The sequence below is a fragment of the Odoribacter splanchnicus DSM 20712 genome (genome assembly GCF_000190535.1).
In the GTDB taxonomy this organism is placed as follows: domain Bacteria; phylum Bacteroidota; class Bacteroidia; order Bacteroidales; family Marinifilaceae; genus Odoribacter; species Odoribacter splanchnicus.
Window position 1 is genome coordinate 3,458,014 of sequence record NC_015160.1, and the last position, 19,718, is coordinate 3,477,731.

General features: G+C 43.3%; 18 protein-coding genes. 7 read left to right on the forward strand and 11 right to left on the reverse strand.

All coding sequences use genetic code 11. The annotated features are described in order from the left end of the window. Positions 1-69: 69 nt before the first annotated feature. The 4 genes from ilvC to ilvD all read right to left on the reverse strand — a co-directional run bounded on the left by ilvC (position 70) and on the right by ilvD (position 5,400). Positions 70-1,116, reverse strand: a complete 1,047-nt coding sequence (gene ilvC, locus ODOSP_RS14595) for a ketol-acid reductoisomerase (RefSeq protein WP_013613068.1) — start codon at positions 1,114-1,116, stop codon at positions 70-72. Between the two features lie 50 nt (positions 1,117-1,166). After that, positions 1,167-1,688, reverse strand: coding sequence for an acetolactate synthase small subunit (gene ilvN, locus ODOSP_RS14600; RefSeq protein WP_013613069.1), 522 nt, complete (start codon positions 1,686-1,688; stop codon positions 1,167-1,169). Between the two features lie 129 nt (positions 1,689-1,817). After that, entirely contained in the window at positions 1,818-3,554 is a 1,737-nt protein-coding gene (ilvB, locus tag ODOSP_RS14605; protein ID WP_013613070.1) for a biosynthetic-type acetolactate synthase large subunit, read from the reverse strand. 34 nt (positions 3,555-3,588) lie between these two features. Continuing rightward, positions 3,589-5,400, reverse strand: coding sequence for a dihydroxy-acid dehydratase (ilvD, locus tag ODOSP_RS14610; RefSeq protein ID WP_013613071.1), 1,812 nt, complete (start codon positions 5,398-5,400; stop codon positions 3,589-3,591). A gap of 1,237 nt (positions 5,401-6,637) precedes the next feature. Here ilvD and ODOSP_RS14620 point away from each other — a divergent pair. The 6 genes from ODOSP_RS14620 (at position 6,638) to ODOSP_RS19970 (ending at position 13,698) form a co-directional block, all read left to right on the forward strand. Continuing rightward, positions 6,638-7,321 (forward strand): SanA/YdcF family protein, encoded by a 684-nt coding sequence (locus ODOSP_RS14620; RefSeq protein WP_013613073.1) that lies wholly within the window; start codon positions 6,638-6,640, stop codon positions 7,319-7,321. A gap of 39 nt (positions 7,322-7,360) precedes the next feature. After that, a complete protein-coding gene (locus ODOSP_RS14625; RefSeq protein WP_013613074.1) occupies positions 7,361-9,289 on the forward strand; it encodes an AMP-dependent synthetase/ligase in 1,929 nt (642 codons plus the stop codon). Positions 9,290-9,299: 10 nt separating this feature from the next. Then, on the forward strand, positions 9,300-11,138 hold the full coding sequence (gene ispG, locus ODOSP_RS14630; RefSeq protein WP_013613075.1) for a (E)-4-hydroxy-3-methylbut-2-enyl-diphosphate synthase: 1,839 nt from the start codon (positions 9,300-9,302) through the stop codon (positions 11,136-11,138). A 161-nt stretch (positions 11,139-11,299) separates the two neighbouring features. Next, the gene (locus ODOSP_RS14635; protein WP_013613076.1) at positions 11,300-12,676 is read left to right on the forward strand and encodes an MATE family efflux transporter; all 1,377 of its coding nucleotides are present in this window, start codon (positions 11,300-11,302) and stop codon (positions 12,674-12,676) included. Positions 12,677-12,698: 22 nt separating this feature from the next. After that, entirely contained in the window at positions 12,699-13,313 is a 615-nt protein-coding gene (locus tag ODOSP_RS14640) for a cytidylate kinase-like family protein (protein WP_013613077.1), read from the forward strand. 232 nt (positions 13,314-13,545) lie between these two features. Beyond that, positions 13,546-13,698 carry a hypothetical protein gene (locus ODOSP_RS19970; RefSeq protein ID WP_167535997.1) on the forward strand — a complete coding sequence of 51 codons (153 nt, stop codon included), beginning with the start codon at positions 13,546-13,548 and terminating at the stop codon, positions 13,696-13,698. A 231-nt stretch (positions 13,699-13,929) separates the two neighbouring features. Here ODOSP_RS19970 and ODOSP_RS14645 read toward each other — a convergent pair whose 3' ends face one another. The 7 genes from ODOSP_RS14645 to ODOSP_RS14675 form a co-directional block, all read right to left on the reverse strand. Beyond that, complete coding sequence (locus ODOSP_RS14645) at positions 13,930-14,253, reverse strand: hypothetical protein (RefSeq protein ID WP_041556917.1); 324 nt, start codon at positions 14,251-14,253, stop codon at positions 13,930-13,932. Between the two features lie 61 nt (positions 14,254-14,314). Continuing rightward, positions 14,315-14,569 carry a hypothetical protein gene (locus tag ODOSP_RS14650; RefSeq protein WP_147347749.1) on the reverse strand — a complete coding sequence of 85 codons (255 nt, stop codon included), beginning with the start codon at positions 14,567-14,569 and terminating at the stop codon, positions 14,315-14,317. A gap of 70 nt (positions 14,570-14,639) precedes the next feature. Further along, positions 14,640-15,191: a hypothetical protein gene (locus tag ODOSP_RS14655; protein WP_013613078.1), complete on the reverse strand. Its 552-nt coding sequence runs from the start codon at positions 15,189-15,191 to the stop codon at positions 14,640-14,642. Between the two features lie 236 nt (positions 15,192-15,427). Beyond that, positions 15,428-16,528: a 6-bladed beta-propeller gene (locus ODOSP_RS14660; protein ID WP_013613079.1), complete on the reverse strand. Its 1,101-nt coding sequence runs from the start codon at positions 16,526-16,528 to the stop codon at positions 15,428-15,430. A gap of 119 nt (positions 16,529-16,647) precedes the next feature. Beyond that, positions 16,648-16,923, reverse strand: a complete 276-nt coding sequence (locus ODOSP_RS14665) for a hypothetical protein (protein WP_041556923.1) — start codon at positions 16,921-16,923, stop codon at positions 16,648-16,650. Between the two features lie 86 nt (positions 16,924-17,009). After that, the gene (locus ODOSP_RS14670) at positions 17,010-18,062 is read right to left on the reverse strand and encodes a BF3164 family lipoprotein (protein ID WP_013613080.1); all 1,053 of its coding nucleotides are present in this window, start codon (positions 18,060-18,062) and stop codon (positions 17,010-17,012) included. Then, the gene (locus ODOSP_RS14675) at positions 18,062-18,283 is read right to left on the reverse strand and encodes an NVEALA domain-containing protein (RefSeq protein WP_013613081.1); all 222 of its coding nucleotides are present in this window, start codon (positions 18,281-18,283) and stop codon (positions 18,062-18,064) included. Before ODOSP_RS14675 ends, ODOSP_RS14670 begins: the two co-directional genes overlap by 1 nt. Positions 18,284-18,653: 370 nt before the next feature. Here ODOSP_RS14675 and ODOSP_RS14680 point away from each other — a divergent pair, with 370 nt between their 5' ends. Next, positions 18,654-19,718, forward strand: a complete 1,065-nt coding sequence (locus ODOSP_RS14680) for a sensor histidine kinase (RefSeq protein ID WP_041556927.1) — start codon at positions 18,654-18,656, stop codon at positions 19,716-19,718.

Consider the following 19,718-nt stretch of genomic DNA (forward strand, 5'->3'; position numbering starts at 1 on the left):
TGCTTTTTCGCCGATCTCCTTTCACTTTTTACTTTTCGCTTCTAGCTTTTTGCTTCTAGCCTTTTCGCTTTAATTGTTTTCCGGTCTCAGTTTCCGAACGACGGCACCGGCTTGCCACATCTCGGATTCGCGCATGGTCTGAAGTTCTTTTTCCAGTTTTTCACGATAGTCGGGCCGGCTGTTGGAATCGATCGAACGTTGGGCTTCGTTGCCACAAGATACCTGGCCGTACAATTCGTCGAATACCGGTTTGGCGGCATCCCGGAATTTCTTCCACCAATCGAGTGCTCCCCGTTGTGCTGTCGTCGAGCAGTTGGCATACATCCAGTCCATACCGTTTTCTGCAATTAAAGGCATCAGACTTTGGGTCAGTTCCTCGACGGTTTCGTTGAAGGCTTCCGAAGGAGTGTGGCCGTGTTCGCGTAAAGTGTCGTACTGGGCTGCAAAAATGCCCTGGATCGCTCCCATCAGAGTACCCCGTTCTCCTGTCAGGTCGGAATATACTTCCCGCTGAAAGGTGGTCTCGAACAGATAACCCGAGCCTACTCCGATTCCTAAAGCGATAACCCGGTCCCAAGCTTTGCCGGTGGCATCCTGGAAGATGGCATAACTGGAATTTAATCCCCGTCCCTGTAAGAACATTCTCCGCAATGAAGTACCCGAGCCTTTCGGAGCGATCAGGATGACATCGACATCGGCCGGCGGGATGATGCCTGTGCGATCTTTATAGGTGATGCCGAAACCATGTGAGAAATAGAGGGCTTTGCCGGGAGTCAGGTGTTTTTGAATAGTCGGCCATACGGCGATCTGACCTGCATCCGATAGTAAATATTGTATGATCGTTCCTCTCCGGGCGGCTTCTTCGATGTCGAACAGGGTTTCGCCGGGTATCCAGCCGTCGGCTACGGCTTTATCCCAGGTTTTACTTCCCCGGCGCTGACCTACGATTACGTTGAAACCGTTGTCTTTCAGGTTCAGGGCCTGACCGGGACCTTGTACACCGTATCCTATAACAGCAATGGTTTCGTTTTTCAATACCTCGAGCGCTTTTGCCAATGGAAATTCTTCTCTGGTTACTACGTTTTCTTTTACTCCTCCGAAATTAATTTGTGCCATAATAATAATGATTTAATTGTTAGTGTTATTTTGTCCTTGATCCGGGTTGTTTACGCTTTCGTCGTATTTTCCCGTTTCTGTAAATATTCATTCAATAGTTCGCGTTTTGATTTGATGATCGCGATTTGGCCCGACCGGACGAATTGCTGTACTCCATGGGGTTGTAGTAATTCGAACAGAGACTGGGTATCCTCTTTGTGTCCGGTCTTTTCCAGTACGATATAATCGTCACAGATTTCCAGTATCCGTACATGGTGGTCGCGTACCAATTTTTCGACACTGTTGCTCCGGGTGACTTTGTAAAGTGCGATTTCCTGTTGTACCACTTCATCCGGGGTGAAAACAAAGGCTTTCAGTACATCGATTTTCTTTTCGATCTGCTTGACCAGTTTCTCTATCTTTTCGGGACCGGTGATGACGACTATGGTAAATTTGTGAATGCCCGGGATAGACGATTCCGAAGTCGTCAGGCTTTCGATATTGATATCCCGGCAAGTGAATACCGTCGTGATCTGGCTTAGCAATCCTACTTTGTTTTCTGAAAAGACCGTTATGATATATTCTTTATTCATCGCATCATTTTTCTATTTTATTATTATCGATAATCTCTTTTTCTCTCCCTTTTTTCCCTTTCTCCCCCTCCTCCCCCTCCTCTACCTCCTGGCCTCCAGCCTATAGCCTTTAGCTTTCAACTTTTTCCTTTATTCCAATCTCACATCCCCCACAGCTGCACCGGCAGGAACCATCGGAAATACATTCTCTTCCGGTTCAACCCGAACCTCCAGCAGAAAGGCTCCGGGATGTTCCTTCATGGCATGGATGGCTGTTTCCAGTTCGTCCCGTTTTTCCACGCACCGGTAGGCGATACCGTTTCCTTGGGCGATTGCCCCGAAGTCAGGGTTAGTCATTTCGGTAAATGAGTACCGCTTGTCGAAAAAGAGCTCCTGCCATTGGCGCACCATACCCAGAAAGCTATTGTTCAGCAGGATAATCTTCACCGGTACCCGGGATTGAAAGATGGTACCGAGTTCCTGCAGGTTCATTTGAAAACCACCGTCACCGACAAACAGGCAAACCTCTCTTTGGGGGGCTCCGATTTTTGCTCCGATAGCTGCCGGAAGGCCGAATCCCATGGTGCCTAATCCACCCGAAGTGACGATACTCCGCGTATGTTTGAAGCGGAAATAACGGGAAGCTACCATCTGCTGTTGCCCGACATCGGTGACCAGAATCGCGTCGTGGTGATAGGCTTTCGATACCAGGTCGACTACTTCTCCCATACGGATTTGCTTGCTCGTGGGGTAGAGCGCCGGTTCTATGATTTCCTGATATTCGATGTTGTAACAGGCTTTGAATTCCGCTATCCAGTCGGTATGCCGGTTGGGGACCACTAATTCTGTCAGGGCGGGTAAAGTCTCTTTGACATTTCCCAGGACAGGTACGTCGGCATATATGATTTTATTCACTTCGGCAGGATCGATTTCCAGGTGGATGATCTTGGCGTTGATGCCGAATTGTTCGGGATTTCCGGTCACCCGGTCGTCGAAACGCATGCCTATTGCGATCAGTAAATCGCATTCTTTGTTTTTTATATTGGGGGCATAATTCCCATGCATACCCAACATACCGACGAATTGGGGATGATCGGAAGGAATGGCCGACAGTCCCAATAAAGTGGAAGCTGCAGGGATACCGCTTTTTTCCAGGAAAACACGTAGTTCTTTTTCTGCCCCGCCGAGGATGACGCCCTGGCCGATTAAAGCCAACGGTTTACGGGACAGATTGATCAATTTGGCCGCTTCTGCAATTTTTTCTTTATCGATGGCCGGAGACGGGCAATAACTCCGGATGAAGCTGACCTTTTCATAATGATATTCGGCCATTTCTTGCTGGGCATCTTTGGTAATATCTACCACGACGGGTCCGGGACGTCCCGTGCGGGCGATATAGAATGCCTTGGCGATGGCTGCAGGGATATCGGCGGCATGCCGTACCTGGCAGTTCCATTTGGTTACAGCCTGGGTGATCCCTACGAAGTTGGTTTCCTGAAAAGCATCGGTGCCCAGGAAACCGGAACCTACCTGTCCGCTGATCAGAACGACAGGAGTCGAATCCATCATCGCGTCGGCAAGGCCTGTTACCGTATTGGTAGCTCCGGGACCCGAAGTGACGATACAGACACCGGGACGTCCGCTTACCCGGGCATAGCCCTGGGCGGCATGTAATGCCCCCTGTTCATGACGTACGAGGATGTGGTTGAGACGGTCCCGATAGTCGTATAACGCATCGTATACCGGCATGATTGTTCCTCCGGGATACCCGAAGACGGTATCCACTCCTTCACGTAGAAGGGTTTCGATTACCGCTTTCGAGCCCGAAAAACAAGTTGTCTTTGTTACTTGCTTTTCCATATAGATAGATTGTGTAGTAGTGTTCATACGAAAAAAGAGATAAAAAGTAAAAACTTATGGGTTATAGAATGCGGACGGCACCCTGGTCGGCTGAACTGACGAACCGGGCGTAAGCCTGCAGGGATTTGGGTACCGTACGTTTGCGTCCGGCCGGTTCGAAGTTTTTTTGAGCGGCTAACCGGGCGGCAATATCGGGATCACTCAGTAACAGGTTGATGGTCCGTGCCGGAATGTCTATTTCGATCAGATCGCCGTCCCGGACGATGGCCAAAGCTCCTCCGGCAGCTGCTTCAGGTGAGATGTGACCGATGGATAAACCCGAAGTCCCTCCTGAAAATCGTCCGTCGGTGATCAGGGCACAGGCTTTGTCCAGATGTTTGGATTTCAGATAAGAAGTGGGGTAAAGCATTTCTTGCATGCCCGGTCCGCCTTTAGGCCCTTCATAACGGATGACGACGACATCTCCGGCTTTTACTTCATCGTTCAGAATACCGTTCATGGCTTGTTCCTGCGATTCGAATACTTTGGCACGTCCCCGGAATACGAACAGTGATTCATCTACTCCGGCTGTTTTTACGATACATCCGTTGCGGGCGATGTTCCCGGTCAGGACAGCCAGTCCCCCGTCTTTGAAATAAGCATGGTCTACATCCCGGATACATCCCATCCGACGGTCGGTATCGAAGCGGGCATAGGTTTTACTTTGAGAACCCAGTTCCCGGCTGAATTTGCCGCCGGGTGCACTGAGATAGAATTTTTGCGCCTTTTGAGTGAGCTTCGGGCTTTTCAGGTTGTATTTCGAGAGGCATTCTGCCAGATTTTTGTATCCGACACGGTTGACCGTGGTATCGATCAAACCGGCTTCCGCCAATTCCCCGAGGATAGACAGGATACCTCCTGCCCGGTTTACATCCTGGATGTGAAAGTGAGAGTTGGGAGCGACCTTGCATAGTACCGGTACTTTTCTCGACAGGCGGTCGATATCCTGCATGGTGAAGTCTACTCCGGCTTCGTGGGCGATGGCCAGCAGGTGGAGTACGGTATTGGTCGATCCTCCCATGGCGATGTCCAGTGACATGGCATTCCCGAAAGCGGCTTTGGTCGCTATGTTACGGGGTAATACCGAATCGTCCCCTTCGAAATAATACCGTCCGGCCATTTGTACGATTAATGAAGCAGCTTTTTCAAACAAACGCCGCCGGTTAGTGTGGGTGGCTACAATGGTACCGTTGCCGGGAAGCGCCAATCCCAACGCTTCGTTGAGACAGTTCATGGAGTTGGCTGTAAACATGCCCGAACACGAACCGCATCCGGGGCAGGCCCAACGTTCGATTTTCTCGATATCTGCATCGCTGCAACGGCTGTCTGCACTCATGACCATGGCGTCGATCAGATCTATTCCCTTGCCGTCGAAATCACCGGCTTCCATCGGGCCTCCGGATACAAAAATCGTCGGAATATTCAGACGCATAGCAGCCATCAGCATGCCCGGAGTGATTTTGTCACAATTACTGATACAAAACAAAGCGTCTACCTGATGGGCGTTGGCCATGTATTCCACACTGTCGGCGATGATTTCCCGCGAAGGAAGCGAGTATAACATCCCGTCGTGGCCCATGGCGATTCCGTCGTCGATGGCTATGGTGTTGAATTCGGCTGCGAAGCATCCGCGTTCTTCTATTAAGGTCTTTACGTATTGTCCGATTTCGTGCAGGTGGGTATGACCCGGTACAAACTGGGTGAACGAGTTGACGATGCCGATGACGGGCATCCCGAATTGTTCGTCTTTCATACCATTGGCTCTCCACAAACTTCTGGCTCCGGCCATCCGACGGCCTGTCATTGTAACAGCGCTTCTAAGGTTATTTCTCATTTTCTTTTATTTTGTGCAGTAAGTTCTTAAATGCGAAGAAGCCTTTCTCCCGGCGAGAGAAAGGCTTCTACAAATAGTGTGTATATACGCGTCACCCTTCTCTCGTTATCTTTGCAGGACCACGAGTAGAATGTTAATGACGATAATATGGCGATACATTGTTTTGTTCATTTTTCTGTCTGTTAAAAAAAAAGCCTTTCTCGTTTGGGAGAAAGGCATATGATCAATTTATATTTCGGTTCGATTTTCGTTTATATACCCCTCTCCGTTCCGTGGCTAAGGACCACGAGAATAATAATATTCAGGAGATGTAGGGATAAACGCTTCATGTTTTTATCATTTTTATGCAACAAAGATAGCGACGAATTTTTTTAAATTCCAAATGTTTTTTCTGTTTTTTACATAGAAAGTTCAAAATGTATAATTTTATACAAATGGAAACGTTTGTGTATCAGTAGATAATAGTTATTGATGTTGTAATAAAAAGAGTTTCGTTTGCATTTTGGCAGTTATATACATATTTACACTTATAAAGGTAGTTCGTTACTTATTCGTCTTCGGTGATCGGAATTGGTGACCCGGTCGCTTCTGTCGGTCGTCTGGCTTTTTCTATCACTGACCGGCGGAACTCCTCACTACGTTCGTCAGACACCACCGGTCGGGCGTTCAGAAAAAGTAAGACGACACTCGCCAGAGCTCCAATGGTCTCCAATCCCGATCACCTCCGCCTAACGTTATCACTGAATTGCAGACCGGTCTTGATTTGAGAAATAACATTCTACCTGGAAATAATCCGGACGGTCTGGCTTCCTGCTACTGCAAATTTCCGGTTGTATTTTCTTTGCCGGTTAGCTCTGCCGTTAGATGCAGGGTTTTATGGCGGAAGACCATTGGAGCGGGAACAAGGGTCCGGTTAGGGTTTCCGAACGCCCGACCGGTGGTGTCTGACGAACGCAGTGAGGAGTTCCGCCGGTCAGTGAAGGAAAGCCTTAGCGGACCGTTCCAGGCGAACCGGTCTGACGGCACAAAACCCGGAATCGGAATAGAAAGAAAAAATAAACCTACATTTAGGGGAAACATGTGTATAAACATCAAAATTTATACATGTTTTTTTGATTATTTTTATAATTACGAATTAACTCTCTTTTGAGTGATAGTCGGTATAAATTCTTCGGCTATTTGATGAGATGAATTCTTTATTTATATTTGTTATTTCATACTAAGTGAGTGACAGAGTATGCAAAAATATATATTGATATGGAGAAAAAGACAGACAGGCAGGAAATGGATAAAATATTGTGTCCGCTTTTTATTATTGGGGCTTATCTTATTGTTGGGAACGATTCTGTTGTGTAATCGGATTATCATTCATAGTACTGAAAGTTGTTTGTATGATCAGGTAGAAACAATTCCCGAAAATCGGGTGGGGGTGTTGTTGGGAACTTCTCCGAAGTTGCGGGGTGGTCGGCCGAATCTTTATTTCAATTACCGGATCACGGCTGCTGTGGAACTCTTTCAGGCCGGTAAGATCAGCCGGATATTGGTCAGTGGAGATAATCGCCGCATGAATTATAACGAACCGGTTGAGATGCGGAAAGCGTTGATCGCCCATGGAATCCCGGATAGCGTGATCGTAATGGATTTTGCCGGGATACGTACACTCGATTCGGTGATCAGGGCTAAAAAAGTGTTCGGACAGGATCGGTTTACTATCATCTCCCAACGGTTTCATAACGAGAGAGCCCTGTATATTGCCGGGCGGAATGGAATCGAAGCCGTCGGTTTTAATGCGAAAGATGTCGATGTCTATAGTGGTGTTAAGACCCGGGTCCGGGAATTATTGGCCCGGGTGAAAGTTTTTATCGACATCGTTGTCCATAAAGGTCCCCGTCATTTGGGAAAACGGGAGATTATTCCCTGAAGTTTGTCCTTGAACGCACGTTTTTGTATCTTTGTCCCCATGAAGAACGGGGAGTTGCATACATTGATCGATTTGCTGGAACGGAGTTGCCTGAAGTTTCCGGAAAATGCTTATTTGTGGGAAAAGCGTGAAGGGGGGTATCGGTCGGTGACCTATCGGCAAACTCGCCGGGAAGTGGGTGATGTGGCGGCCGGTTTGCTGGCCGGAGGTTTGCAGAAGGGCGATCGCGTTGCTTTGCTGAGTGAGGGATGTAACGATTGGGTGTTCGCCGAATTGGGTATTTTATATGCCGGTGGTGTGAATGTTCCCCTGAGTATTAAACTCACGGATAAAGAATTGATATTTCGTGTCCGCCATTCCGGGGCCCGTTTCCTGATCGTATCGGATTATTATGTAGCGACTTTGCGGCGGATAGAAGCTGAACTTCCCGAAATCGAAAAGATTTATGTCATCCGTTATTCTTCGGCTGAGGAAGGAAAATATAATTCTTTCGAACGTCTGAAAGATGAAGGAAAACGTTGGGTGACAGAGTACCCTGGAATGTTGGAAAAACAGGCCGTAACAGTTAGTGGGGCCGATCTGGCCAATATTTCATATACCTCGGGAACGACGGCCGAGCCGAAAGGAATTATGCTTACCCATGAGAATTATGTGAGTAACGTGTTGCAATCCGATTCCCTGATCCGTATTCCGGAATATTTCCGGATTTTGCTTTTTTTACCTTGGGATCATAGTTTTGCACATACCGTCGGGATTTATTCGTTTATGTATAACGGGGCTTCGTTGGCAGCCGTCGATTTCGGTAAGTCACCGATGGAATATCTGCGTAATATTCCGTTGAATATGAAAGAGATAAAGCCGCATGTGTTGCTGAGCGTTCCTGCTTTGGCCAAGAATTTCCGGCGGAGTATCGAGACGGGTATCCGGCAACGGGGATGGCTGATCCGGAAACTTTACGGACTGGGACTGAAATGGGGATATTACTATCATGGTCAGGGAAATTTCCGGGGGAAAGGCGGACGTATGCTACTGTGGCCTGTGGTGAAGCTGATGGATATACTGGTATTTTCGAAGATCCGGAAAATTTTTGGCGGTAACCTGCAATTTTTTGTCGGGGGTGGGGCTTTACTGGATACGGAATTGCAAAGATACTACTGTACCCTGGGTATCCCGATGTTGCAAGGGTACGGATTGTCCGAAGCTTCTCCGGTGATTAGTTCCAATTGTCCGCAACGTTACCGTTTCGGGTCTTCGGGACAGGTAGTGAAACCTTTGGAATTGAAGATTTGTGACGAAACAGGGACAGAAGTGAAGAAAGGGGAAAAGGGAGAGATCGTCATCCGGGGGAAGAATGTGATGAAAGGATATTGGAAGAATGAGAAGTCTACGGCCGGGACGATCCGCGACGGCTGGTTGTATACCGGAGACAGGGGTTATCTCGGTGAAGACGGGTCGTTGTTTGTATCGGGACGTTTTAAATCACTGCTGATTGCCGGCGACGGGGAAAAATATAGCCCCGAAGGAATCGAAGAAGCTATTGCCGAATTATCCCCCTATATCGATTATTGTGTGTTGTACAATAATCAGTCGCCTTATACGGCCGGCCTGATCGTTCCGAATAAAACAGCTCTGACCGAATATGTAAAACAACGGGAAGAAGAACCCGGAACGGTTGAAGCTTGTAAGCTGATGCTGACGAAATTGAATGAGGAACTGATGAAATTCCGTAAGGGTGGCATGTATGAAGGGATGTTTCCCGAACGCTGGTTACCTGCTGTTGTCGGGATCTTGCCGGAACCTCTGACGGCACAGAACGGAACGGTCAATTCAACTTCGAAGGTGGTGCGGCACAAGGTGTACGAAGTTTTCCGGGAAGAATTGGATTTTCTTTATACCCCTGAGGGAAAGGATATCCGGAATCCCCGGAATACGAAGAATATGAAGAGTATGATCACGTGGAAGATCTAATAAGAAAATTATGCGAAGGAAAACAACTGCTGTTCGAATAGGAAATGTGGTTCTTTCATCGGAAGAACCGGTGCTGGTTCAATCGATGCTGAATACGTCGACCCGGGAGGTGGATGCTTGTGTCGAACAGGCGATCCGGATTATCGAGGCCGGTGGCCGGCTGGTGAGGATTACTGCTCCGGGAGTGAAGGAAGCGGAGATGCTCGGGGAAATACACCGTCGTTTGCGTGAACGGGGATATACGACTCCGATTTCTGCGGATATTCATTTTGTTGCTGAGGCTGCTTCGGTTGCCGCCCGTTATGTGGAAAAGGTGAGGATAAATCCGGGAAATTTTGCGGATAAACGGGCCACTTTTAAGAAGCTGACCTATACCGATGAGGAGTATGCAGCTGAATTGGAAATCCTGCGGCAGAAATTTACGGAGTTTCTGGAGGTTTGCCGGCAATATGGAACGGCTGTCCGCATCGGTACGAATCATGGTTCGTTGTCCGATCGTATTATGAGCCGCTATGGAGATACCCCGGCGGGAATGGTGGAGGCTACGATGGAGTATTTGCGGGTGTGTCAGGCTTGTGACTTTAAAGATGTGGTGATTTCGCTGAAATCGAGCGATTGCCGGACTATGGTGGATGCCGTACGTTTACTGGTGGAGAAAATGGAGGCTGAGGGAATGTGTTATCCTTTGCATTTGGGAGTTACGGAAGCCGGTGAGGGTGAAGACGGACGTATCCGTTCGGCAGTGGGGATCGGAACCCTGTTGAATGAAGGAATCGGGGATACGATCCGGGTGTCCCTGACCGAGGAACCCGAAGCCGAGATTCCTGTGGCTTGCGAATTGGCCCGGATCTGTTCCGAACCGGAGTATCTGAAAGGGTGGACCCCATTGAAAGGAGAGTGTTCGAAACCTTGTATCGTGGCCGGATTGACGGGAGTAACCGTATTGGACGAACAGGTGATGAACCGGATCGGTTTTACCGTAAGTGAGGTCAATGATCCGGTATATGGTGACCGTTTGCATGCCGGTATAAAAGCACCGGAATGGATTTATACCGGGACATTGGGACCGGAATTGACTAAATTACCCCCGGATACAGGGGTTATCGTACCTCTGGAGATTCTGGATATGGCTCATGTCTATAACCGGAATGCTTCTCCGTTATGCAGTGTCGGAGCATATAAAAAGGGGGAACAGACGATCGATAGCAAGTACAGATTGGTGCAGATCTGCCGGTCCGAAGAACTGGATGCCGATTTAACCGGCCGGTTGCGGCAGGATGGGAAAGCGGTGTTGGTTTTGGCACTGCCTGTCGAATATCGCCTTTACCGGGAAATATTCCGCCGGATACAGGAGGCCGGCCTGACTAATCCGGCGATTATCCGGGCTGTCGTGCCGGGGAAGGAGAAAGAACGAATCCGTCTTGTGGCGGCTTCACAATTGGGCGGTTTTTTCCTCGACCGTCTTGCCGGTGGTCTTTGGATCGAAACACCGGAAATAGAGGACCTGACTTTCCCTTTGGAATTGAGCCGGAATATTTTACAGTCTGCCGGAGTGCGTCGGTATAAGGCAGAATTTATCAGTTGTCCGGGGTGTGGAAGGACATTGTTCGATTTGCAGGGTGCGGTGGCTAAGGTGAAAGCAGCGTTCGGACATCTGAATACGCTGAAAATCGCTGTCATGGGTTGTGTGGTCAACGGACCCGGAGAGATGGGAGATGCCGATTATGGCTATGTCGGTGCAGGGAATGGAAAGGTAAACCTGTATAAAGGCCGGAAAATGGTGCGTACTGCCGTCCCGGAAGAGGAGGCGATCGGGGCGTTGAGGGAGATGATAGAGGGTAGAAGCTAAAAGTTAAAGGCTAAAGGTTAAAAGCTAAAGGCTGAAGAGTAGAAACTAAAGGGTAAAAGCTGGAAAGGGAGAGGGTAAAGGCGGGGAGAAAGGTAGAAAGTAAAAAAAAGACTTTTAGTAGGAGGTGGGTGGCATGAGTGTTTAATTTTAAAATTTATTTTATGTCGGAACAATCGCCTCTGTCTTTAGGAACAGAGGATATTAAGAAATTATTGATGCGTTATGCTGTCCCGGCGATCGTAGCAATGACCGCTGCTTCGTTGTATAATATGATGGACAGTATTTTTATCGGACACGGGGTGGGGGCATTGGGAATTGCCGGTTTGGCCGTGACTTTCCCTTTTATTAATTTGGCGGCGGCTTTCGGCTCTCTGGTGGGAGTAGGAGCTTCTACGCTGGTGTCTGTGAAGATGGGACAAAAGGATTTGAAAAGTGCCGAGGCGGTGCTCGGGAATGTACTTTTGCTGAATACCGTGATCGGTTTTTTGTTTATGACGGTATGCCTGATTTTTCTGGATCCGATCCTTTATTTTTTCGGGGCCAGTGCGGACACTTTGCCGTATGCCCGCGATTATATGAAGGTAATCCTTTATGGTAACCTCATTACTCATATTTATATGGGGCTCAATGAGGTGATGAGGGCTTCGGGTTACCCGCAAAGGGCGATGATGGCGACGTTGTTTGCCGTCTTGATCAACGGAGTGCTGAATGCACTTTTCATTTTTGTTTTGGATATGGGAATCAAGGGAGCTGCCCTGGGGACGATCTGTGCCCAGTTTTTGGCTTTGCTCGGGGTGTTGTACCATTTTTCCAGTCCGAAAAGTTTTATTCGTTTTCAAAAAGGAATTTTCAAGGTCAGATGGCATATTGTCGGAGGAATGCTGGCTATCGGGTTGTCGCCTTTCCTGATGAATCTTTGTAGTTGTCTGATCGTTTTGCTGATCAATAATGGATTGAAAGATTTCGGGGGAGATATGTATATCGGAGCTTATGGGATCGTCAACCGTATTGTGTTTTTGTTCATCATGATCGTTATGGGATTTAATCAGGGGATGCAACCTATTGCCGGATATAATTTCGGTGCCCGGCAGCTGTCCCGGATGATTCAGGTATTGAAATATACGACCTTATGTGCCATTACCGTGACCACTCTGGGATTTTTGATCTGTCAGATTTTTCCACGGACGATTATCCGGATGTTTACCGGTGATTCCGATTTGATCGATATTGCCGAACATGGGATGCGCCTGATTCTTTTGTTTTTCCCTTTAGTCGGTTTCCAGATGGTATCCTCGAGTTTTTTCCAGTCGATCGGGATGGCCGGAAAAGCGATTTTCCTGTCTTTAACCCGCCAATTGATCTTTTTATTGCCCTGTCTTCTTATCCTGCCGCATTATTGGGGTACCGACGGCGTTTGGGGAAGTATTCCGGTAGCGGATTTTATCGCTTCGATTACGACCGGGTTGATGTTGGGCTGGCAATTGAAGAAATTCAAGACCGGGGGATTGAATAATGCAAAAGATTCGGTAGCTTTGTAATAGAGTTTGTAAACTGATATTTATGGAAAAGAAAATAATCATCACCATCGGAAGACAGTACGGTAGCGGTGGCCGCTATGTCGGTAAGAAGCTGGCTGAACAATTGGGTATTGCGTTTTACGATAAAGAATTGATCAACCTGGCTTCGAAAGAAAGCGGCATATGCGGTGAATTTTTCGAGAAAGCGGACGAACGGAATTCCGGTAGCCTGCTGAAAGCTTTAGCTATGGGTTTTTCGATGAATAACGCCATTTTTCAAAGTAACGATTACCTGTCAAACGAATCGTTGTTTCAGATTCAGTCGGATGTGATCCGTAAAGTGGCTGCCGAACAGTCGTGTATCCTGGTTGGCCGTTGTGCAGACTATATTTTGCGGGATAATGAAAATTGCATAAGTGTTTTTATCAGTGCCCGTATGGAGGACCGGATCCGGCGGGCTGTCGAGTATGCTCATATCGAAGAGAAAGAAGCCGAGGAATATATCCGGAAAGCAGATAAATCCCGGGCTTCTTATTATAATTACTATACCGACAAAATCTGGGGAGCTGCCGAGTCATACGACCTGTGTATCAGTTCTTCCGTTTACGGTATCGACGAAACGACCGCCTTTATCCGGGAGTTTGTGAGTAAACGGTGAAAGCGGTATAAGCGGATATTTTTTCTTTCTATTCCGATTCCTGGATCTATACCGTCAGCCCCGGTCGGAAAAACCGGTCGTCGCAAACGAATCAGTAACGAAATGATCTTAAGTACAGGCTGGTACGTTGCCTTTCATTACGGGTGACACAGGAATCGGAGAATTCCCTTTTGTCTGCATATAACCCTTCTCTGAGCGAAGATCCTCGAAACGCTGTATACCTGTCGGGAGTTTGTGTAATAAGTCATCTCCTTCACCCCGACATGGCTTCGGTTTTCCCAAGAGAGGCGAAGCGTCCATTCATATCGTCCTGTACGGGGACGGATGGATTTTGTGTGGTTGCTGGTGGCGGACGGGAGGTGGGGTACGGATGGAATGGCGGTAGCTCCTTGAAAAGTTGTGTCGGTCAGGGAGAGATAAAGACAGCCGACCGACTAAAGCGACTAGATTACCAAAACCGATCTCTGCAGGCGAATCGGTAACGAAATAAAACTACGTTTGTAGGCGTAAATGGTATATAACTGCTTCTATAAATTAGGATACTGGGATGGATTTATTGTATTTTTGTCTGATTTTTTCTAAATTTAATTTGCTGTATGGTGAAATTTCTATTATTTCAATTATTTTTTTTATTGTTTATAAATAATACTTGAGGATAAATATTATTTTCATTTTTTGTATTATACCAAACATTATTTTTATCAAGGTACAGAAGAGGTGAATGAAATGCTTCTTCTCCAAGTTTTAATCTTAATATTTTATATGATTGAATATTTGTTAATATAAATTTCACCTTATTGAGCTTATTGAAATATTTGGCAATAAAATGTTCTGCTTTAGTTATACAACCTGAGCATCCTGAGCCTGGAACTAATATAATTATTTCTGTTGAATCTAGATTAAAAGTACTCTTCTGTAATGCTTGATTATAAAAGTCCACATTATTAGTACATTGATATAAAAAGCAATAAATAGAATATAAAAAATGTTTTTCATTTAGATTATTTTAGATGGCATAACATAATGATTGGATTATCGTCTATTTTAGTCTGACTGATTAATTTCTCTATTACTGTTTTATTATAGTTTGAAATTAATGTATTTGAACTTGAACTATTATCTACAACTTTTGAAGGAAGTATGCTATAAATCAAAGCATTATCTACAAGATAGGAATAATCGGGTGACATCCAATAATCGATATCATTTTGAAAATAAGTTTCGATTTTAGCTACTCTCAGCTCTTTTTTCTGCAAAATGTTCAAATCTATAGTAATCAAATGCCATATCTTGTTTCTTTGGTATATAGTCTACGATTTAATCAGATTATCTATTATTGCTAAAAATTATTTTCATTCTTTTTAAATAGTTTCTTAGCGATTCTATATTGTCTTTATCTGGAATGAATACATTTTGTATAATATTGTTTGAATCTGTTGTGAATAATAATGGGGTAGCATATTTATTTATTGGAAGTTTATCTTCTTTTTTCAATGAAGAGATAATTTGTTTTCCTAAGAAGTTTTTTCTTAATCTATTTTCTATGTCATTTGAAAAAAATATAATATTTTTATTTTTTGCATAATCGGGGAATTCCGATTTTATGATTTCCCGTATCCCCTCAAGACAAGGTTGGCAAGCTTGCATCGAGAAATGAAAAACTAACACATTTTTTGCGGATTTATCTATTTGGGGATCTGTGTCCGAATAAAAATTTGTATTTTCTATTTCTTTTATAATTTTTGCTTTACTTGCTTCAATAATACGTATATAATCATGTTTTCTATTATGATATTCCTTGTATTGTCGGCATAGAAATATAGATATGAGCACTAAATTAAAAATAATAGTCGCAATGATTGCATATTTTAATTTCATAATTATTTTTGAGATGTACTATTAAATTAATGAGTATATTTATTGAAATAAGCCTGTAAATGTTTTTGATTTTTCAGACTTTATGTTTTTATTCAATCTGCTGATATACAGCTGTAAGAAGGAGTATATATTGTAGATTAATAGCGGATTACCAGTGTTTGTAAAATGCATCTGATCCTTTTACTTTGAATTAGTTAAGTGGTTTAATGGGTAAATGTACATAACTACCTTATCTATTATTTGAATATATATTCTATCAAATATGGATTAGAGGTTACATCATCGTAGTGTTTTATTATTTCCCGACTAAAAGTATCCAGGATATTAAGATTTTGATAATTAGCCATCTCGGAACTCTGGATAATGCCAATAGCCGTACTGTCATCCATATAATCGGCTACAAAGGAAATCTCTTTTTCTAATTTATCGAATACCGTACTTTTACCTGTCGGTTTTTCATAGAAAATATTGATACAGTCTTCTTTTCCTTTTATCTGAATGACAGTATACAGATAATCTTGATTTTGCCAATTTTTGTAATATGTACAAGGTAGATTGTCTACAACTTCTTTGAATTCCTGAAAGTTATTCCTGTCATAGTCCGGTATCGTTTTGAGTGGATCGTAGTCATGGCCGGGAATGAACCATTCGTATGCAATTTTGGGGCCTTCTTTACTTACACAATATACTTGGTCGAAAAGAAATCTGGAGAGGTAAGTTGTGTCGTTATAGGTGTAAAAAGAAGGCAGTCCGATAGCACAGTTTTTCTTATTTTTAATGTATTTGCCTGTAATTTTTCCGGATGTTCTGGAATAAATACTCAGGATGTTTTCATTGTGTTCGCAACAGAAAGCAATATGTTCCCGATCGATATATCCAAATTTGTGATAGGCGGGAATCTCTTTCGGAAGAGAAACTTTTGCAATAAATTTTCCTGTCGTATCGAACGTTAATAAATTTCCCATGGGATCCAATAGTTCAAGGGTTTGCTCATAGGGATTTATATTGATGTCGTTAAGAAAATTGTATTCTTCCGGTCCTCTTCCTTTTTGATTTATTTTAAATAGAAAATTTCCGTTGTCGTTGAAAACAAATACTATATTTTGTCTTGCATCCAGTAGGTAGATTGTTTTTTTATGCACGAGCACCTTGTCTATCTGGGCCATTAAGGAAGAATCTGTCGTTTCAAGTGGAATTATTCTCGCTGAAGTAAAAAGTGTTTCAGGAGGTAAGGAAGAAATTTTACCGATATCTACTGAAATACTTTTTTCATTGATTGTTGGTTGACAGCTGGAAAATATTATAATAAATATAATAAGTAGAAATAGATATTTCATTAAAATTTGTTTTTATTATCAAAAGAGAGTATGTCAAAATGTTATTCTATTCTCTTTTTATTTCTATTTGAGCTTGATTTTAATATTTGACATACTTTCTTTAAGTTTTAGTTTGTTAATTAAAAGGGTTTTGGACAAAGATGTGATTGGTCTCCTGTAAAATAGCATTTGAAGCTTGTGGGAAGTGATCCGTATTTATCTATGGCCCAACATCTACCCCAACCAGCATTTGAGCAAATAACATCAATAGGAGGCAAAGTCTCTCCAGCGGCTAAGGCTTCTATTTTATCGAATAGAAGTTCTAATTTTAAGTCATCAACATTTAGCATATTTGCAAAATTGAAAATTGTTATTACAATGCATACACAACTTCCTAAAATTAATTTTCTTTTCATATTTTCTGTTTTAGATTAAAAAAACTATATTGACTAAATATGCAATCCTGTATAATAAATGGATCATTGATGATCGCGTTAAATATTTATAGGTTCTTCAATTGGAATAAAGAAGTGTTTGAAACGTAAATCTTTTTTTCTTTTGTGTCATAAGTAATATGGGTGACAGGTTCCTCCAGTTTAAAATTGCTCAATAAATTTCCGTCCCAGTCGAATACCAATAAAGTTTGGCAGTGCTGGAAATTTTTTCCACTTTCTTTATATGTTTTTCCGGAATAGATGGCATAGATACGATCCTGCGAAACAGCTATATCTGAAAAACCGAAATAATTATTCTGTGAATAAGCGACATCGGGAAATCTGCTTCCTTCTTTGATATTTACTTTAGGGTAATGAAAGCAATGTTGTTGAATACGTTCGATTTGATTGCTTTCGATACGGCAGATGTCGATAATCCCACTGTACATATCTGCACAAACGAAAGCTTGATTATCGGGACGTGCTTTTAAAACCGTACTGGCATACAATACTCCTTTGGTCTTTTCCTGAATATTCGGATAAGACGGATGATCGGGATAGGTAAGAAAGTAGGCAGCCTTGTTTTCTTCCGGTGAGTATAATAAATATCGTCCTTCTTCATATATTCCTGTTGCAATAACAAATGGACCTGCTTTTATAGCTGATATATGCTGTTGCTCTGTTGGGAGTTGTATGAAAGAGGAAGCAGTGGAACGGGGTTGGGGGGTATTGGCTGTCGGAGTGATCAATAGTTTGCCTTGACGGAAGTCAAAAGCAGTAATTTCTGAATCGCTATTGGTAGATAGCGAAGTAACAGCTACTGCTGCATTGTGGCTTCGACCACGCGGAAACAAATTTTTCTGCGCTTGGGATCGCAGATCAATGTTTACCGCGTGGCGTAAACCAATCCGATCGCCTATAATAAGCTGATCACCTTGTTTTATAATACCGGAAACTTGGTATATTCCCTGATCTTTCAGATTACTGACTTGAACTGTTTTAAGAGTAATTGCCTGGTCTGTATTAATGGAAACAGATTCCGAATCCAAGGGATCAGATACCGAACAGCTAAAGCTGATTAACTGGAAACCCAATAATATGGTCTGTATCGTTTTTTTCATTATTTTTCAGGAACTTCAAAATGGATACCGTAAGTTGGTAAATTATTTTTCCAACAAATGCCGCCTGCTGTCTTACATTCAAAATTGATGGACTCTGAGCTTGCCAAAGCTTCAATATTTTTTGTTGAAATTGAAGCTTCATTTATATTTATGGATTGTGTTATAGTTAAACCTAAAATACACATGCAAAGAATGAATATTGTAATTATTTTTTGTTTCATATGTAGGTTTATGTGTTAAATTCAAGTCCAAAGTTATGAGCTAAATTAATATATGTTTAGTTTTGTAGCTGAAGAATTGTATAAGATTTGTATAATGGTAGTCAGAAGGAGGACAGAATTAAATGTAAGTCGATGGATAACTTTGGTGGCTATTACGTTGATTATTTTAATGATAGTTATTATTGTGATAAGTTCCTACCAAAAGCAATACCAAGTTTTTTCTGGTAAATTTGAATCTTCTTTTATTGAGTCTATACGGGAATCTAATGTCATTTGCCCTCAGTTAGGGAAAGAGCTTGTTTCTGCCAAAGATAAGTCGACCATAATTATTACGAGGGGTGGTATTATAAATTCCTGTAAAGTTGATACAATGATTGACATTGAGTCTAATGTAGTTCAGGCACTTTATGATATACGTGATCCTCAGCGTTGGAATTTGAAACGATTAGCTGGTATTTTACAACAAAAGTTTGAATACGAGAGGATGCCTTTTACGCTTGTATTGACTGACAGTACAGGTAAACGATTAGATTATTACGGGGTTGTGAATGGTGAAAATTTATTGGACGACAGCTATTCTGTTCCTATGGGCTTTTTGGACGGACACCGACTGACGGTATACTATACATTTCCATGGAAATATTTTTTTATATTGGAATGGAGATATATGATCATGGTTTGGGGAGGAATATTCCTTTTAGGAAGTTGTATTTTTATGTTATTCCGGATAATCCGTCAGAATAAAAAGCGAATGGAGAATTTAGAGCTTTTTGTGCAGGCACTTAATCATGATTTGAAATCTCCTATCAATGATTTGAAAATGAAACTTTATCTGATTCAGAAAGAATCAGTGGCTCCGTTTTCCCCTCAACAACAGGAATTATATACCTTAGCTCAGACAAAAACCGGAAAGTTGCTGGATTCTATCGACAAACTGTTACAAGATTCTATTGATTATAAAGGTTTACATGTAGAAATGAAAGAATTGGAGATCAGTACTTTTATACAACAGTTGACTGAAGATTGGCAAAGATCGGTGACAGGAGAGAAAGAGATAAAGCTTCAGGTGAGTATGCAGATGGAGAATACATTGATCCGGGCAGATGCATATCATTTGTCGAGAGCTATTTGGAATCTGTTGGAGAATGCATGGAAATATTCCGATGATCGGGTACAGATTGATATCACTTGCAGAAGGATAGGACGATATGTAGAGATTTCGGTCAAAGACAATGGACGAGGGATTGATAAGTCGGAACTGAAGAATGTGTTTAAAAGGAATTATCGAATTGTCAAAGGAGAAAACCGGAAAGTGAAAGGATATGGTTTGGGACTGAGTTATGTCATGATGATTGCCCGGGCACATGGAGGGAGAGTATGGGTGGAAAGCGATTGGGGTAAAGGGTGTAATTTTGTGATTCGTATTAAAGCATAG

Bases quoted from the DNA above. Each gene is read 5' to 3' on its own strand.
- ODOSP_RS14655 (WP_013613078.1), bottom strand. From the start codon at position 15,191: ATGAAATTAAAATATGCAATCATTGCGACTATTATTTTTAATTTAGTG.
- ilvD (WP_013613071.1), bottom strand. From the start codon at position 5,400: ATGAGAAATAACCTTAGAAGCGCTGTTACAATGACAGGCCGTCGGATG.
- ODOSP_RS14665 (WP_041556923.1), bottom strand. From the start codon at position 16,923: ATGAAAAGAAAATTAATTTTAGGAAGTTGTGTATGCATTGTAATAACA.
- ODOSP_RS14660 (WP_013613079.1), bottom strand. From the start codon at position 16,528: ATGAAATATCTATTTCTACTTATTATATTTATTATAATATTTTCCAGC.
- ODOSP_RS14680 (WP_041556927.1), top strand. From the start codon at position 18,654: ATGATTGACATTGAGTCTAATGTAGTTCAGGCACTTTATGATATACGT.
- ilvC (WP_013613068.1), bottom strand. From the start codon at position 1,116: ATGGCACAAATTAATTTCGGAGGAGTAAAAGAAAACGTAGTAACCAGA.
- ODOSP_RS14675 (WP_013613081.1), bottom strand. From the start codon at position 18,283: ATGAAACAAAAAATAATTACAATATTCATTCTTTGCATGTGTATTTTA.
- ispG (WP_013613075.1), top strand. From the start codon at position 9,300: ATGCGAAGGAAAACAACTGCTGTTCGAATAGGAAATGTGGTTCTTTCA.
- ilvN (WP_013613069.1), bottom strand. From the start codon at position 1,688: ATGAATAAAGAATATATCATAACGGTCTTTTCAGAAAACAAAGTAGGA.
- ODOSP_RS14625 (WP_013613074.1), top strand. From the start codon at position 7,361: ATGAAGAACGGGGAGTTGCATACATTGATCGATTTGCTGGAACGGAGT.
- ODOSP_RS14635 (WP_013613076.1), top strand. From the start codon at position 11,300: ATGTCGGAACAATCGCCTCTGTCTTTAGGAACAGAGGATATTAAGAAA.
- ODOSP_RS14670 (WP_013613080.1), bottom strand. From the start codon at position 18,062: ATGAAAAAAACGATACAGACCATATTATTGGGTTTCCAGTTAATCAGC.
- ilvB (WP_013613070.1), bottom strand. From the start codon at position 3,554: ATGAACACTACTACACAATCTATCTATATGGAAAAGCAAGTAACAAAG.
- ODOSP_RS14620 (WP_013613073.1), top strand. From the start codon at position 6,638: ATGCAAAAATATATATTGATATGGAGAAAAAGACAGACAGGCAGGAAA.
- ODOSP_RS14640 (WP_013613077.1), top strand. From the start codon at position 12,699: ATGGAAAAGAAAATAATCATCACCATCGGAAGACAGTACGGTAGCGGT.